Raw genomic sequence first — 14865 nt, 5'->3', positions numbered from 1 at the left:
TTCAGGTGACTTGTTCGTGCCGCAGCAGGCTCAGGCGCTCCGCCATGTGCCGTGCTTCTTCACGGTTGATTTCGGTCTGGCGACGGCCGAAGGCATCGCGTTCCAGGCGTTCGCAAGCGGCAGCCTCGATGCTGCGGATGCAGCGCCAGCGCTTGCCGAGCTTGGTGGGGAAGAGGCGCATCTGGTCTTTGGGGTGATGCACCCGACAGCAGTAACAAAAGAGCATTTCCGACATGGCAACCTCGTCGCAAAAAGGGTCGTGGCTGTCAGCATGATAGGCCAATATTGCCGCGCGATGACAGCTTAATGCAGTGCTTGTTGCAATAAGCCTGTCATCTGTCTGAAACAGGCGATTCCTAAACTGGCTATTCTGTAATCGATTTTGAAGCGAAACATGATGATTGTTCTGATGGATGACGATACCGCCGAGTTGGCACGGGTCATGGCTGGCGGTCTGCTCTATCCCGTATTCCAGCCGATCATCGATTTCCGCATGCGCAGCATTCTCGGTTATGAAGCACTGATCCGCGGCCCGGAAGGGAGCGAGCTGCATCGTCCCGACATGCTGTTTGCCGCTGCACGTCGGGCCGGTCGCTCACTGGAGCTGGAGCATGCTTGTCGCGAAGCCAGTTTGCGCGCCTTTGCCGGTCTCAATCTCGCCGGCCGACTGTTCATCAATGTCACGCCGGGTTGCCTGCTTGATCACAAGATGATGAATGGCCAGACGCGGGAGTTGTTGAGCGAATTGGGCATCGCGCCCAACCGCATCGTCATCGAACTGACCGAAAACCAGCAAATCACCGACATGCCCGGCATCCAGGAGGCCTTGCTGCATTATCGCGGGCGGGGCTTCCAGATCGCAATTGACGACCTTGGCGAAGGTTTTGCCAATTTGCGCATGTGGTCGGAGCTGCGTCCGGAGTACGTCAAGATCGACAAGCATTTTGTCCATGGCATTGCCGATGACCGGATCAAATACCACTTTGTCCGGGCGATGCAGGATCTGGCTGAAATCTGCAATGCCTCGCTGATTGCCGAGGGGATTGAGCGCCCGGAGGATTTCACCTGCATTCGCGACATGGGGATTGCCTGCGGCCAGGGGTTTTTCATTGCGCGTCCGGATTGCGCGCCGGTGCGTCAGATGCCGGGCAAGGTGCTGGCTGCCATCGGTCATCAGCGTGTCTCACTATCGCCGATGGCGGGCGGTGTCGGCAAGATGCCGACCGCGAAAACCTTGCTCAAGCCGATTGAGCCGGTCTTGCTGCACGCCAGCAATGCAACCGTGATCGAGCGTTTCGAAGCTGACCCGGATCTGGACGTCCTGCCGGTTGTGCACGGCACCAACCCGGTGGGCATGATCAATCGGCACAGCATGATCGATCGTTTTGCCCGTCCTTTTCGCAAGGAGCTTTTCGGGCGCAAGAGTTGCGACCTGTTCATGGATCATGCGCCGCTGGTCGTTGATCAGCATGCGACCATCCAGGAGCTGGCCCTGATGATTGCCCTGGCGCCCAAACATTACCTGTTCGATGGATTCATCGTGACCGGCGAAGGCAATTACCTGGGGGTTGGCAGCAGCCACGATTTGATGGTGACCATCACCGAAATGCAGATCAGCGCCGCCCGCTACGCCAATCCGCTGACCCAGCTGCCGGGCAATGTGCCGATCAATGAGCACATCGACCGCATGCTGGCCGCCGGCAGCAGCTTTGTCGCGGCCTATATCGATATCGATAATTTCAAACCCTATAACGATACTTTCGGCTATCGCCGCGGCGATGACGTGATCCAGGCGCTGGGCCGGCTGGTTTGCGAGACGGCCGATCAAGCGCAGGATTTTGTCGGCCATATCGGGGGCGACGATTTCTTCGTCATCTTCCAGAGCAGCGACTGGGAAATGCGCTGCTGGTCGCTGGTCCGCAGCTTCGCCGAGGCCGTCGATGCCATGCTGGGGACCGAAGAACGGGCGCATGGTGGCTATATGGCTGAAAACCGGCGGGGCGAAATTGGCTTCCAGCCTTTGCCAACTTTGTCGATCGGCGCTGTTCGTGTCGGGGCCGGCGAGTGCGAGTCGCACCGCGAGGTGGCAGCTGCTGCTTCGGCAGCCAAGAAACAGGCCAAAAAGAAAAGCAAGGCCGGAGACGATCCGTTCGGTGGCAGTGTCTTCATCGAACGACGGCGTGCCGGTCAGGGCGAGCCAGCCCTGGCGATGGGCCGGATGTTGAACTGAGGGTGCTGCGGTCGACGGTCCGGAAACCACTGAAACCGGTTTTCAGCCGTCAGTAAAAGAGCTGCCCGAGACTCAGGGTGGCGCGTTTGCCCAGGGCGGCCCGATGCTCGTTCAGCCATTGCTTGGCATGCTCCCGCCCGTTGTCGCGCAGGCGCAGGAAAAACGGCAGGCTGACCGCCAGTTTGCTGTCGGCCGGCAGTTCGTTCATCAAGGCGTCCGCCGGGATGGCATGGAAGCGCACCTGGCGAATGCGTTGGGTCAATTGTCCGGCCGGTAGCCATTTTGTCAGCCAGTCGGGCAGGCGGGATTGGCCGGTGCGTTCGTGCAAGTGGGCGAACATGCGCATTTCGCGCAGGAAGGTTGCGCCAAAGGCAAGCTCGCGCAGGCGTTGCCGAATCTCCTGGGCTGAGTCCGGCGTCTCGGCGTAGTGCAGCGGGGTCAGTAAAACCAACAGGATGTCGGCTGCAGTGCAATCGTAGTAGAGCGGGAAAATTGCCGGGTTGGCGCTGTAGCCGCCGTCCCAGTAAGGCTCGCCATCAATCACGATGGTCCGGTGAATGGTCGGCAGGCAAGCCGAGGCAAGCAAGGCTTCGAGCGAGAGTTCGTGGTTTTCGAAAATACGCAATTTGCCCGAATTGGCGTGTGTGGCGGCGATGAACAGCTTGATCGGACTGCAGCGCCGCAGTCCGGCACAGTCGATCTGTTCGGAGAGGATGTCGCGCAGCGGATTCAAATCGAATGGGTTCAGTTGCTCTGGCGAAAAATGCTCGGTCCATTGCAGCATCATTTTCATCGCGGCAGACATGGTCGGTGCTTCGCCGCTGCTGCTTGGCTGGAATGGCGCGCTCTCTGCAACGGCTGTCCAGAAGCGCTCCAGGGCGCTGCGTGCCCCATCGTGGCCGCCGCTCATCAGGCCCTGCGCCAGGCAGGCCGCGTTCATGGCGCCCGCACTGGTGCCGCTGACGCCCTCGAAGTCGAGTTCTCCGGTTTCAAGCAGATAGTCGAGTACGCCCCAGGTAAAGGCGCCATGGGCGCCACCGCCTTGCAGGGCAAGGTTGATCCGGCGTGGCCGGGCGGTGGATTTCATCGGTTCTCCCTCCTGATGCTTGGGCAGCGTTGAATCGGCAGTCTGGGATAAGGCCGTGCCTGCGTCAAATCAGCTTGCTGCGCGGGTGGCGCGATAAAAAAAGCCCGGCAGGGCCGGGCCAAAGAGAGTCGGTATGACTGCAGTGGAAAATTAGCGAGTCCGGCTGCGCGTGCGGACAGGCGGTTTTTCCGGGGGCGGCAAGGTGTCGGTCATGGCTTCGTTGGGCCGATGTGCCTCCGGGCTGGCCAGTTCGACGCTTTCGATTGCGGCGGCACTCATTTCGTGGAGGGTGGTTTCAGCGCTTTTCAGCGTTGTTTTCATGGCTTGCAGCGCGATTTCAAATTCCCACGGGCTGCTTCGGCTGGCCCGATTCAGGCTGGCGAAAACAAGATGGTCGAAGGTTCGAACCTGCGACTCGGCGGTCTGGATCAACGATTTATGGGTGGCGCCGAGTATCTCGTAAGCGGCATTGAGCAGCTTGCTGTTGCGCGTGCTTTGTTCAAGCCACAGGGCAACGGGAAAGTGAACCAGCGACTCCAGTTGTCCATGGCCGAAACCGGCCCAGTGTTTGCTGCTGCCGTACAGTGCATCGCGCCCTGCTGCGGCGAAAAGTTCGGAGAAGTGCTGGCTGGCCTCAAGGCAGGCGGAGGACAGGCCGAGCAGGTTGTTCAGGCTGTGTTCCCGGGTCTGGCTGATGTCTTGTTGTGTCAAAAACATGGGGCACTCCCAAGGGCGTCGAGAGCCCCCAGCTTAGTGCCCCGATGTGACAGAACGATGAATCAGGCCAGTGTCTTGACGCCTTCGGCCGTGCCGAGCAGCAGCACATTGGCCGGCCGGATCGCAAACAGGCCGTTGGTGACCACGCCGGTGATCTGGTTGATCTGCGCTTCCAGCCCTTTCGGGTCGGTGATCGACAAACCGTGGACATCAAGAATGATGTTGCCGTTATCGGTGACGAAACCGGCGCGTTCCTGCGGTCGACCGCCCAATTTGACCAATTCCCGCGCAACGTGCGCCTTGGCCATCGGGATGACCTCGACCGGCAGCGGAAATTTGCCCATCGTGTCGACCAGCTTGGAGCCATCGCAGATGCAGACGAAAGTGCCGGCCACAGCGGCGACGATCTTTTCACGGGTCAGGGCGCCGCCGCCGCCCTTGATCATGTTCAGACCGGCATCGATTTCGTCGGCGCCATCGACGTAGACCGGGATGAACTCAACGTCGTTCAGGTCGAGCACCGTGATGCCATGGCCTTCAAGGCGTTTGCGCGTTGCTTCCGAACTGGCCACGGCGCCCTTGTAGCGCGCTTTGAGCGGTGCCAGTGCGTCGATGAAAAAATTGGCGGTCGAGCCGGTGCCGACACCGATGATGCTGCCTTCCGGCGCGTGTTCGGCAACGTAGTCGGCGGCGGCCTGGGCGACGGCCTGTTTGAGTTCGTCCTGGGTCATGCGGCTGCTCCTGATGAGTTTTGCCGGCATTTTAACCTGTCAAAAAAGTTTAACTTTGCGTCTCGGCGAAATCTATAAACTGTCTATACCGTTTTTCAGGAGAGCAGCATGACCACACAAAAGAAAACCACCCCGGCCGCCAAGCCGGTCGCCGCCGCAAAACCGCCGAAAAAACTGATCCCGCGTCCGGCGCCCAAGGCTGAGCCGATCGAGCCGGCTCAGACGGTTGTACCGGAGGTCGTCGCGCCGGCCACGCAAGCAGAAGTTGCCATGCCGAGCGCCACGGCGGCGGCAGCCAAGGCGCGTCCGAAGCCGGTCCGCAAGCCTTCTGCCGTTGATGAAACGGTCGCCAAGCACCAGAAGGTGTTGGCCGAGGCGCTGGTCAAGGCCCAGGCGATCAGTTACGAGCAGCCGATCACCGTTGGTCAGCCGGAAGTGGCCAAGGTCCAGAAAGCCGGCAAGCCAGCCAAGGTCAAAAAGACGCGTCTGGTGCGCGACAGTTATGCCATGCCGGAAACCGAGTATGCCCAGATTGCCGTGCTCAAGAAACGTCTGGCCGGGCTGGGGGGCGAGGCCAAGAAGAGCGAATTGCTGCGGGCCGGTATCGCCCTGCTGGTGGCGCTGAATGATGCCGAACTCAAGGCTGTGATGGGGCGGGTCGAGCGCATCAAGACAGGGCGTCCGGCCAAGTAACCAGAAATTTTTGCCGCTTCGGTTTGCTGCGGTCAACGGGGCTTCGGCCCCGTTTTTCTTGTCCGGATTTTAGCGCTTGCAGCACGGCAGGCATTTATTGTTACAAACTGTCATCCGGTTGTAATAATTGGTGACTAACCTGAGCAATGTTGTTTATTCCAACTATGTGCAGGAGTCCCAATGTTCAAGCAATCCACCTTTGTTTCATTCATGGCTGCCGCCGGTGTCGCGTTGTTCGGTGCCCAGGCTGCCCAGGCTCAGGTCGTCAAGATTGATGGCTCTTCGACGGTTTATCCGATTACCGAAGCTGTGGCCGAAGAGTTTCAGAAGGCCAAGAAAAACGCCATCAAGGTGACGGTCGGTATTTCCGGTACCGGTGGCGGCTTCAAGAAATTCTGTCGCGATGAGACTGACTTTTCCAATGCATCCCGTCCGATTACAGAAAAGGAAATGGCCGCTTGCAAGGAAGCTGGCGTTCAGTACATTGAAATGCCGGTCGCCTTTGATGCGTTGACCGTCGTCATCAATCCGAAGAACACTTTCCTGAAGCAGGCCACGGTCGAAGAAATGAAGACCCTGTGGGAACCGGCTGCCCAGGGCAAGATCATGAAGTGGAACCAGGTTAACCCGGCCTGGCCTGACGCGCCGGTCAAGTTGTTCGGTGCTGGTGCCGATTCTGGTACCTTCGAATACTTTACCGAAGCTACGGTTGGTAAAGCCAAATCCTCGCGCGGTGACTACACCGCTTCTGAAGACGACAATGTCCTGGTTCAGGGCGTTTCGCGCGATGTCAATGCCATTGGTTATTTCGGTTATGCCTACTACGCCGAGAATACGGCCAAGCTGAAGGCACTGCCAATCGTCAATCCGAAGACCGGTAAGGCTGTCGAGCCGTCTGCGGCCAACGTTGAAAATGGTACTTACGCACCTTTGTCGCGTCCGATCTTTGTTTATGTCAAGGTCAAGTCGCTCGAGAAGCCGGAGGTTCGGGAGTTTGTCGAGTTCTACATGAAAAATGCCGCCAAGCTGACCAAGGAAGTGAAGTATGTTCCGCTGCCGGCTTCTGCTTACACTGGCAATCTGGATCATGTAGCCAAGAAGAAGATGGGTACTGTGTTCGGCGGCAAGAACGAAGTCGGTATCACGATCGAAGAGCTGATGAAGCGCGAAGCAAAAATGTAATGTTCGCCCCGGCGATTTTTTCGCCTGTAGTTGAAAGCCGGCTCCGTTCGGGGCCGGCTTTCCTGATCATGGAATTCTTGAAGTGAATTCAAACGCTATGTCTGCAAACAATGCCTCAGAGTTGCCCCGGACCAGTGATCGCCTGGCTTTCAGCGCCGTGCGCCACTGGAAAGAACGCCTCATCGAGGGGCTGCTGCTTGGTGCTGCAGCGATTTCCGTCCTGACGACCCTCGGTATCGTTTATGTCCTCGTCTCCGAATCGATCCAGTTTTTTTCCAATGTCAGCATCGTCGACTTCCTGACCGATACGCAATGGACGCCGCTTTTTGATGATGCCCACTTCGGCATCATGGTGCTGATCTCCGGCACCCTTGTCTCGTCGCTGGTCGCGCTGCTGGTTGCCATTCCGATGGGGACGATCATCGCGATCTATCTCTCGGAATTTGCCAATGCCAAAGTCCGCGAGGTTGCCAAGCCGATTCTCGAATTGCTCGGCGGTATCCCGACCATCGTTTTCGGTTACTTTGCCCTGCTCGTCGTGACCCCCATCCTGCAGTTCATCTTTCCGCAGTTGCCGGGCTTCTCCCTGCTGTCGGCCGGTCTGGTGATGGGCATCATGATTGTTCCCTACATTGCGTCACTCTCTGAAGATGCGATGCGCGCCGTGCCGATGAGCATGCGCGAAGGTGCGTATGCCTTGGGTTCGACCCGGCTCTATACCGCGATCCATGTGGTCGTTCCGGCCGCCATGTCCGGTCTGGCCGCGTCCTACATTCTGGCCATTTCGCGGGCCGTCGGTGAAACGATGATTCTGGCGGTTGCCGCCGGCATGCAGCCGAACCTGACCTGGAATCCGATGGAGCCGGCCGCGACCATCACTTCGTACATCGTGCAAGTGGCGCTGGGCGATCTGCCGCATGGCTCGATCGGTTACCAGACCATCTTTGCCGCCGGCCTGACGCTGCTGCTGATCACGCTGGTCTTCAACATCCTTGGCCAGTGGCTGCGTGCCAAATTCCGGGAGAGCTACTAATGAAACCGCTGACTACTGAAGAAATTCGCGCCGTCATTGCGCGCGGCAAGTTCCGTGACAGCCTGTTCAAGGCGACCGGTATTTTCTGTCTGGCCCTGGCCTTGCTGGTGATCGTTGCGCTGATTGCCGACATGGTGATCAAGGGGGCCGATCGGTTCACGCTCGACTTCTTCCTTAACTTCGCCTCACGGCGTGCGACGCAGGCCGGCATTCTCTCGGCCTGGGTTGGTTCGCTGCTGGTCATGCTGGTCACTGCGCTCGCCGCTGTGCCGCTCGGTGTTGCTGCCGGCCTGTACCTGGAGGAATACGCCAAGCGTAACTGGATCACCAATGTCATCGAGATCAACATCAGCAATCTGGCCGCCGTGCCGTCGATTGTCTATGGCCTGCTCGCCCTTGGCATCTTTGTGTACCAGTTCGGTTTCGGCCAGAGCATTCTGTCGGCCGGTCTGACGCTGGCGCTACTCATCCTGCCGATCATCATCGTCTCGACCCGCGAAGCGATCCGCGCCATTCCGGCGATGATCCGCGAAGGCTCGATGGCGGTCGGCGCGACGCGCTGGCAGACCTGCCGCTACCACATCATTCCGTATGCCATGCCCGGCATCCTGACTGGTGTGATCATCGGCTTGGCTCGTGCCATCGGCGAAACGGCACCAATTATCACGATCGGTGCGCTGACCTTCATCGCCTTCCTGCCGCCTGCGCCGTTCATGGGCGAACCGGCTGCCGGTCTGTTCGATTGGGTGTTGGCGCCTTTCACGGTGATGCCGATCCAGATCTTCAACTGGACCTCGCGCCCCGATCCGGCCTTCGAAGTGAACGCCGCTGCTGCCGGTTTCGTGCTGATGGCCATGGTGCTGTCGATGAATGCCGTGGCGATCTACCTGCGCTACAAGATGCGCAAGAACATCAAGTGGTAACCACCAACAAGGTGTCGACCGGGGCATTGCCGCGGTCGACCTGCTGAAAACCAAAAAAATGAATATCGAACTGGAGTCTCAGATGCAGATTCACGACACCCCGGCACTCAAGGCCGAAGCCCGTAACCTCAACTTCTACTATGGCGAGGCCAAGGCGCTCAAGGGCATCAACATGCCGATCTACGACAAGAAGGTCACCGCACTGATCGGTCCTTCCGGTTGTGGCAAGTCGACCTACCTGCGCAGTTTCAACCGCATGCACGACCTCTATCCGGGCAATCGCTACGAAGGTGAGATCCGTTTCTATCCGGACAACACCAACCTGCTGTCGCCGGAAGTTGATCCGATCGAAGTCCGCATGCGCGTCGGCATGGTTTTCCAGAAGCCGAATCCCTTTCCTAAATCGATCTACGAAAATGTGGCTTACGGCCTGCGCGTGCGTGGCGAGAACAACAAGCGCGTACTCGATGACAAGGTCGAGCATGCCCTCAAAGGCGCCGCGATCTGGGATGAAGTGAAGGACCGTTTGCAGGATCTGGCGTCCAATCTCTCCGGTGGTCAGCAGCAGCGTCTGTGTATCGCCCGCGCATTGGCCACCGAGCCGGAATTGCTGCTGTTCGACGAGCCGACTTCGGCACTCGACCCGATTGCCACGGCAGCCATTGAAGAGCTGGTGCATGAGCTGAAAAAGCGCGTCACCATCCTGATCGTTACGCACAACATGCAGCAGGCAGCCCGTGTTTCCGATTACACGGCCTACATGTTCCTGGGTGAAATGATCGAATTCGGCAAGACCGACGAAATCTTCATCAAGCCGCAAGACAAGCGGACTGAAGACTACATCACCGGTCGCATGGGTTAATCAGGAGACAACAATGAACGAAAGCCAACACCTTTCCAGCCAGTTCGATGAAGATCTGAGCCGTCTGCGCACGCATGTGCTGCAAATGGGCGGCTTGGTCGAAACCCAGGTTTCTGCCGCGATTGATGCCTACACGACGGGTGAAATCGCCAGCGTCAAGACGATTGTCGAAACCGATCGCAAGGTCAATGAACTGGAAAAAGCGATCGATGACGATTGCGCCCACATCATTGCCAAGCGTCAGCCGGCTGCCTCCGATCTGCGTCTGGTGCTCGGCATCAGCAAGATCGTTACCGACCTCGAGCGGGCCGGTGACGAAGCCAAGAAGATCGCCAAGGGCGTGCGCCGTATTTATGAAGGTGGCCACATGCCTTCGCAATACGGTGTCGGTATCCGTCACCTGGCGGAAGCGGCGCTGATCATGGTGCGTCAGGCGCTGGATGCCTTTGCCCGCCTCGATACGCCGCTGGCGACCAATGTCATCCGGGCCGACTCCGATGTCGATACCGAATTCAAGTCGATCATCCGCCAGTTGATTACCCACATGATGGAAGATCCGCGCACCATCACCACGTCGATCGACATCATCACGATTGCCCGCGCCATCGAGCGGATCGGCGATCACGCCAAGAATATTTCCGAGCAGGTCGTATTCGTCGTCGAAGGTCGTGACATCCGCCATACCGGCAAGGAGTCCACCAAGTGACACCGACCATTCTGGTTGTCGAGGACGAGCCGGCCATTCAGGAACTTGTCGTCATCAATCTGAAGCATGCCGGATTTCTCGTCGTTCGCGCCGGTAGCGCCGAAGAGGCCGAGTCCGCCATTCGCGCAGCCTTGCCGGATCTGGTCGTGCTCGACTGGATGCTGCCCGGTCAGTCCGGCGTGGCGCTGGCCAAGAAAATCCGTGCCGATGAGCGAACCCGCGAGTTGCCGATCATCATGCTGACGGCGCGTGTCCATGAAGAAGACAAGGTGCAGGGCCTCGAAGCCGGTGCCGACGATTATGTGACCAAGCCGTTCTCGCCCAAGGAACTGGTTGCCCGGGTGCGTGCCGTGCTGCGCCGCCGGGCGCCGCATCTGGCCGGCGAGGCGATCGAAGTCGGCGACCTGGCGCTCAATCCGGCAACGCATCGCGTGCTGGCCGGTGGTCAGCCGATTGAACTCGGTCCGACGGAGTTTCGTCTGCTCTTCTTCTTCATGACACATGCCGAGCGGGTTTATACCCGTGCGCAGTTGCTTGACGAAGTCTGGGGTGATCACGTTTTCATCGAAGAACGTACGGTCGATGTGCACATTCGTCGTTTGCGTGCCGCGCTTGAATCCTCCGGGCATCATGAGCGGGTCGAAACGGTGCGCGGTACCGGTTACCGCTTCCGGGGAGCTTGAGCCGGGTGTCGTCACAACTGATTCGGGCAGTTTTGCTGGCTTTGCTGGCGGCGCTTCTGGCGCTGCCCGTTGGCTATTTCGTGGCCCATTGGGCTGGCTGGGCCGTCTTTTGCTGTGGCCTGGGGCTGCAACTGGCTTTCCACTTTCGCAACTTCGCCCGTCTGGAACGCTGGTCGCGGTCGCCGGTCGTCGATAGCAGCCTGGAAGGCGAAGGTGCCTGGGATGGTGTTTTCGGTCGTCTCTATCGCCACGAGAAGGATTTGCGCACCAAGCTGGCCCAGCGCGATCACGAAATCAGCATGCTGATTGCGGCCGGACAGGCATTGACCGACGGGGTCGTCCTGCTGGATGCCAACAATCTGATTCTGTTTTGCAATACGACGGCAGAAATGCAGCTTGGCCTGGTGATTCGTACGGATCGGGGGCAGCCTGTCGTCAATCTGGTGCGCCAGCCGGAGTTCGTCAATTATCTCGGCAGCAACGATTTCTCGCGACCGCTGACTTTGAGGACCGAACGGAGCGAGGATCGCGTCCTCTCGATTTTCGTCATCCCCTACGCCGGCGACCGCCGGCTGATGCAGATCAAGGATGTGACGCAGACCGATTTGCTGGATCGCATGCGGCGCGATTTCGTGGCCAACGTTTCGCATGAATTGCGTACCCCGCTCACCGTGCTGGCCGGTTTCCTTGAAACCTTGCAGGAAATCGAGGTCGACCGCGACGAGCAGGCACGTTATCTCGGCATGATGATTGACCAGTCACGCCGCATGGAATCGATCGTCCAGGATTTGCTGACGCTTTCCTCGATCGAGTCGGCGCCGCCACCGGAGAGTGAAATCGTCGATATGGCTAATATCGTCGACAAACTGCGGCGCGATGCCGAGGCACTTTCGGCCGGGCGGCACAGCATCGTGATCGAAACGGATGGCCAGGGTGACCTGCGTGGCTCCGAGCCTGAGCTGGTCAGTGCTTTCGGCAACCTGGTGGCGAATGCCGTCCGCTATACGCCAACCGGCGGAACGGTGCGGATCAGCTGGCGAGCCAATACCCAGAGCGCCGAGTTTGCGGTGCAGGATACCGGGATCGGGATCGACGCCAAGCACATCCCACGGCTGACCGAGCGGTTTTATCGCGTCGACCGCGGCAGATCGCGTGATGCCGGCGGCACCGGGCTGGGGTTGGCCATCGTCAAGCATTCGCTCAATCGCCATCAGGCACAGCTCGATATCAAAAGCACGCCGGGCGTTGGCAGTCGCTTTGCCGCACGTTTTCCAGCCAGTCGGGTGGTCGGCGTCTGAGTTGTTTTAAACGGATGGCATGTCGTCGAATAATATATTTTACGATTAAGCTTGACGTAAGGTTCCGCATGCTGGATAGTGCGCACCTCTGACGGACGCGGGATGGAGCAGTTGGCAGCTCGTCGGGCTCATAACCCGAAGGTCGCAGGTTCAAGTCCTGCTCCCGCAACCAATTAATTTTGCTGGCTTAATTGCCAGATTCGTCAGGGAAACAAGCGAGAAGCGGCCGGCAAATTTGCTGGCCATTTTGCTTTTTGGGTTCCCCATTTCCTCCCCGGACATCATGGCACTTCCCGGCATCGACCCCACTCAGTACGCGGCTCAACTGGCCGCCAAGCTTGATCTCTTCAAGCAGTCATTCGCTCCCTATGGTTTGCCCGAGCCCGAGGTTTTCTGCTCGGCGCCGCAGCATTACCGGATGCGTGCCGAATTCCGCATGTGGCATCAGGACGCACGGGTCGATTACGCGATGTTCGATGCCGAGCGGCCGAAGCAGCCGGTGATTCTCGATACCTTTCCGGTGGCTAGCGAAACGATCTGCACGATGATGCCGATCCTGCGCGATCGCCTGATCGCCAGCGAGACCTTGAAGCATCGCTTGTTCCAGATCGATTTCCTGTCGACGCTGAGCGGCGAGTTGCTCGTCACGCTGATTTATCACCGCAAGCTGGACGACGAATGGGAAGCGGCGGCGCGTGCCTTGGCCGCAGAATTGAACATCCAGTTGATCGGCCGCAGCCGTGGCCAGAAAATCGTCGTCGACCGCGACTGGGTGCTCGAAGCGTTTGAACTGAACGGCCGACAGCTGCGCTACAAGCAGATCGAAGGCAGCTTCACCCAGCCGAATGGCGGGGTCAATCGCCAGATGCTTGCCTGGGCCTGCAAGCAAGCGGCCGGGCTGGGCGGCGACCTGCTCGAACTATATTGCGGCAACGGCAATTTCACGGTGGCGCTGGCGCCGTTGTACGCGCGTGTGCTGGCGACCGAGGTCAGCAAGTCGTCGGTCTATGCCGCGCAGTACAACCTTGAAGCCAACGCGATTGAAAACACCGCGATGGTTCGCATGTCGAGCGATGAAATCAGCAACGCGCTGACCGGCAAGGAAGTCTTCACGCGGATGAAGGATGTCGACCTGGACAGCTATCGGTTCTCGACCATTTTTGTCGATCCGCCGCGCAGCGGGCTGGATGAAACGACGCTGGCGCTGGCTGCCGGTTTCGAGCATATTCTTTACATTTCCTGCAATCCGCAAACCTTGCAGGAAAACGTCGCAGCCTTGCAGGCCACGCACCAGATCGTCGCCTCGGCGGTGTTCGACCAGTTTCCTTATACGCATCATCTGGAGTCCGGGTTGCTGCTCAAGCGGCGCTGAATACTTTCAACCCGGGCCAACTGAAGCCGATGGTTTTTCCATCGGCTTTTTTTCGTTCATCACGAGGAAGAATGTCAGACAGGGGATTGTTGCGGTCTACATAACAAAACAACAAAAATGAGTTGTTCATTAATAAAAAACAAAATTGACAAAAATGTAAAATACGAATAGTTTGTCATAAACATCTGCGTAGCGAGGTTCTTCCATGTCGGCCAATTTGCAAATTCTTTTCGATAGCATCGACCAGGGCTTGCTGATTCTGTCGCCTGATGGCGTGGTGCGTTTTTCGAATGTGGCCGCGACATCGCTCTTCAATCTGACGCTTGGCAAACCGCTCGGGATCGAAGGCGTTCAGGTCCAGCTTGCGGCGCTTGGTCGTGGCTACGTCAAATTGCCGCTGGAGTTCGAAATCGAGGCGCCGGGCAAGACCTGCCAGGGCGACCGGCTCAAGCTGAAGGTGCTTGAATCTCCTGTCGGTGGTGGCTACCTGCTGGTGGCGCGCAATGTCAGCGAAGCGACGCGCTTCGACACAATCATTACCAATCTGGCCAATCTGATGTCGGTCGAACTGGCTCAGCCGATGCGCCGCTTCTCGGAGAATCTTGGGGCTTTGCTGGTTACAACCGTGCCTGATCTTGATGCGCGTTATGCCTTGTCCGAAGAGGTGCGCAAGGTTCTCGGCCAGGGCGAGGAAATCGCTTCGCGTGTGATCCAGCTGGCTTCATTTGCCGAAGTCTTTGCCAAGTCGCCGGTTGTTGCCGCCGAGCGGATTCAGGTGCTCGATCTTGTTTCTGCACTGATTCGGCGGCTGCGCCCGCTACTCGATGAGCGCAACATCAAATTCAACATGAACGGCGTCAACCAGGAGCTCCCCGTGATTTACGGCAGCCGTGACTGGCTGGTCGAGGCGCTTTATGGCTACATCGAATACATGCTGAAGCATTGCCGGGTTCGTTCCGATCTTGAACTGGTCGCTCGTCCCTACGGCAATTTTCTCAGCTTGCAAATCCGCAATCACGGGCGTGGTTTGCCGCTCCAGGCTGCCTCACGCAGTCACCTGCCATTTTCCCAGCAAGCCAAAGGCGCTTCCGGTGGGCAGCCTTTGCAGAGTCTTGGCTTGGGCATGGCCCTGTGCAAGCAGATTGTCGAATTGCACCACGGCAGCCTGAAGCTGACCGAAGAAGACGACGAGATTACGGCCTTTGTTCTTGAATTACCGGCCGGCGCACCGGGTGATGCGGTGGTGCCCAACCTGGATGCCGAGCAGGCCCGGCGTTACGCCCAAGATTTGATGCGCCTGATGCAGCGTCAGCGCACCAATACAGATAGCAACTAAGAGAAGAGTAAT

General features: G+C 58.5%; 15 protein-coding genes and 1 tRNA gene. 12 read left to right on the top strand and 4 right to left on the bottom strand.

Features of this window, described 5'->3' with window-relative positions; all coding sequences use genetic code 11:
* Position 1: 1 nt before the first annotated feature.
* Positions 2-235 (bottom strand): hypothetical protein, encoded by a 234-nt coding sequence (locus KI614_RS13585; RefSeq protein ID WP_203467570.1) that lies wholly within the window; start codon positions 233-235, stop codon positions 2-4.
* A 159-nt stretch (positions 236-394) separates the two neighbouring features.
* Between KI614_RS13585 and KI614_RS13580 the strand changes: the two genes are divergently transcribed.
* Complete coding sequence (locus KI614_RS13580) at positions 395-2230, top strand: GGDEF domain-containing protein (RefSeq protein WP_226406200.1); 1836 nt, start codon at positions 395-397, stop codon at positions 2228-2230.
* 49 nt (positions 2231-2279) lie between these two features.
* Here KI614_RS13580 and KI614_RS13575 read toward each other — a convergent pair whose 3' ends face one another.
* The 3 genes from KI614_RS13575 to rpiA all read right to left on the bottom strand — a co-directional run bounded on the left by KI614_RS13575 (position 2280) and on the right by rpiA (position 4765).
* On the bottom strand, positions 2280-3317 hold the full coding sequence (locus KI614_RS13575) for a patatin-like phospholipase family protein (RefSeq protein WP_226406199.1): 1038 nt from the start codon (positions 3315-3317) through the stop codon (positions 2280-2282).
* Positions 3318-3467: 150 nt separating this feature from the next.
* Positions 3468-4034 carry a hypothetical protein gene (locus KI614_RS13570; protein WP_226406198.1) on the bottom strand — a complete coding sequence of 189 codons (567 nt, stop codon included), beginning with the start codon at positions 4032-4034 and terminating at the stop codon, positions 3468-3470.
* Positions 4035-4096: 62 nt separating this feature from the next.
* Positions 4097-4765: a ribose-5-phosphate isomerase RpiA gene (gene rpiA, locus KI614_RS13565; protein ID WP_226406197.1), complete on the bottom strand. Its 669-nt coding sequence runs from the start codon at positions 4763-4765 to the stop codon at positions 4097-4099.
* Between the two features lie 108 nt (positions 4766-4873).
* Here rpiA and KI614_RS13560 point away from each other — a divergent pair, with 108 nt between their 5' ends.
* The 11 genes from KI614_RS13560 (at position 4874) to KI614_RS13510 (ending at position 14853) form a co-directional block, all read left to right on the top strand.
* Complete coding sequence (locus KI614_RS13560) at positions 4874-5458, top strand: hypothetical protein (RefSeq protein ID WP_226406196.1); 585 nt, start codon at positions 4874-4876, stop codon at positions 5456-5458.
* 180 nt (positions 5459-5638) lie between these two features.
* Entirely contained in the window at positions 5639-6640 is a 1002-nt protein-coding gene (locus tag KI614_RS13555) for a PstS family phosphate ABC transporter substrate-binding protein (RefSeq protein WP_226406195.1), read from the top strand.
* Positions 6641-6737: 97 nt separating this feature from the next.
* Positions 6738-7673 carry a phosphate ABC transporter permease subunit PstC gene (pstC, locus tag KI614_RS13550; RefSeq protein ID WP_226406194.1) on the top strand — a complete coding sequence of 312 codons (936 nt, stop codon included), beginning with the start codon at positions 6738-6740 and terminating at the stop codon, positions 7671-7673.
* The gene (gene pstA, locus KI614_RS13545) at positions 7673-8596 is read left to right on the top strand and encodes a phosphate ABC transporter permease PstA (protein ID WP_226406193.1); all 924 of its coding nucleotides are present in this window, start codon (positions 7673-7675) and stop codon (positions 8594-8596) included. The genes pstC and pstA overlap by 1 nt, the downstream gene beginning before the upstream one ends.
* An 82-nt stretch (positions 8597-8678) precedes the next feature.
* Positions 8679-9458 (top strand): phosphate ABC transporter ATP-binding protein PstB, encoded by a 780-nt coding sequence (pstB, locus tag KI614_RS13540; protein WP_226409357.1) that lies wholly within the window; start codon positions 8679-8681, stop codon positions 9456-9458.
* A 13-nt stretch (positions 9459-9471) separates the two neighbouring features.
* Positions 9472-10164 carry a phosphate signaling complex protein PhoU gene (gene phoU / locus KI614_RS13535; protein WP_226406192.1) on the top strand — a complete coding sequence of 231 codons (693 nt, stop codon included), beginning with the start codon at positions 9472-9474 and terminating at the stop codon, positions 10162-10164.
* A complete protein-coding gene (gene phoB / locus KI614_RS13530) occupies positions 10161-10847 on the top strand; it encodes a phosphate regulon transcriptional regulator PhoB (protein WP_203467561.1) in 687 nt (228 codons plus the stop codon). Before phoU ends, phoB begins: the two co-directional genes overlap by 4 nt.
* Positions 10848-10852: 5 nt before the next feature.
* The gene (phoR, locus tag KI614_RS13525) at positions 10853-12145 is read left to right on the top strand and encodes a phosphate regulon sensor histidine kinase PhoR (protein ID WP_226406191.1); all 1293 of its coding nucleotides are present in this window, start codon (positions 10853-10855) and stop codon (positions 12143-12145) included.
* Positions 12146-12241: 96 nt separating this feature from the next.
* Positions 12242-12317: transfer RNA gene (locus KI614_RS13520), tRNA-Met, on the top strand.
* A 111-nt stretch (positions 12318-12428) separates the two neighbouring features.
* Positions 12429-13517 (top strand): tRNA (uridine(54)-C5)-methyltransferase TrmA, encoded by a 1089-nt coding sequence (trmA, locus tag KI614_RS13515; protein ID WP_226406190.1) that lies wholly within the window; start codon positions 12429-12431, stop codon positions 13515-13517.
* Between the two features lie 205 nt (positions 13518-13722).
* Positions 13723-14853, top strand: a complete 1131-nt coding sequence (locus KI614_RS13510; protein ID WP_226406189.1) for a PAS domain-containing sensor histidine kinase — start codon at positions 13723-13725, stop codon at positions 14851-14853.
* Positions 14854-14865 lie beyond the last annotated feature (12 nt).

Source organism: Dechloromonas denitrificans (genome assembly GCF_020510665.1).
Taxonomy (GTDB): domain Bacteria; phylum Pseudomonadota; class Gammaproteobacteria; order Burkholderiales; family Rhodocyclaceae; genus Azonexus; species Azonexus denitrificans_B.
The sequence above is the reverse complement of the archived record's forward strand: the minus strand, read 5'-3'. Positions and strand labels throughout refer to the sequence as shown.

What these genes read in the sequence shown, in the direction of transcription:
- KI614_RS13570 (WP_226406198.1), bottom strand. Translation starts at nt 4,034, where the DNA reads ATGTTTTTGACACAACAAGACATCAGCCAGACCCGGGAACACAGCCTG.
- pstA (WP_226406193.1), top strand. Translation starts at nt 7,673, where the DNA reads ATGAAACCGCTGACTACTGAAGAAATTCGCGCCGTCATTGCGCGCGGC.
- phoU (WP_226406192.1), top strand. Translation starts at nt 9,472, where the DNA reads ATGAACGAAAGCCAACACCTTTCCAGCCAGTTCGATGAAGATCTGAGC.
- KI614_RS13510 (WP_226406189.1), top strand. Translation starts at nt 13,723, where the DNA reads ATGTCGGCCAATTTGCAAATTCTTTTCGATAGCATCGACCAGGGCTTG.
- KI614_RS13560 (WP_226406196.1), top strand. Translation starts at nt 4,874, where the DNA reads ATGACCACACAAAAGAAAACCACCCCGGCCGCCAAGCCGGTCGCCGCC.
- KI614_RS13580 (WP_226406200.1), top strand. Translation starts at nt 395, where the DNA reads ATGATGATTGTTCTGATGGATGACGATACCGCCGAGTTGGCACGGGTC.
- KI614_RS13555 (WP_226406195.1), top strand. Translation starts at nt 5,639, where the DNA reads ATGTTCAAGCAATCCACCTTTGTTTCATTCATGGCTGCCGCCGGTGTC.
- KI614_RS13585 (WP_203467570.1), bottom strand. Translation starts at nt 235, where the DNA reads ATGTCGGAAATGCTCTTTTGTTACTGCTGTCGGGTGCATCACCCCAAA.
- pstB (WP_226409357.1), top strand. Translation starts at nt 8,679, where the DNA reads ATGCAGATTCACGACACCCCGGCACTCAAGGCCGAAGCCCGTAACCTC.
- rpiA (WP_226406197.1), bottom strand. Translation starts at nt 4,765, where the DNA reads ATGACCCAGGACGAACTCAAACAGGCCGTCGCCCAGGCCGCCGCCGAC.
- pstC (WP_226406194.1), top strand. Translation starts at nt 6,738, where the DNA reads ATGTCTGCAAACAATGCCTCAGAGTTGCCCCGGACCAGTGATCGCCTG.
- trmA (WP_226406190.1), top strand. Translation starts at nt 12,429, where the DNA reads ATGGCACTTCCCGGCATCGACCCCACTCAGTACGCGGCTCAACTGGCC.
- KI614_RS13575 (WP_226406199.1), bottom strand. Translation starts at nt 3,317, where the DNA reads ATGAAATCCACCGCCCGGCCACGCCGGATCAACCTTGCCCTGCAAGGC.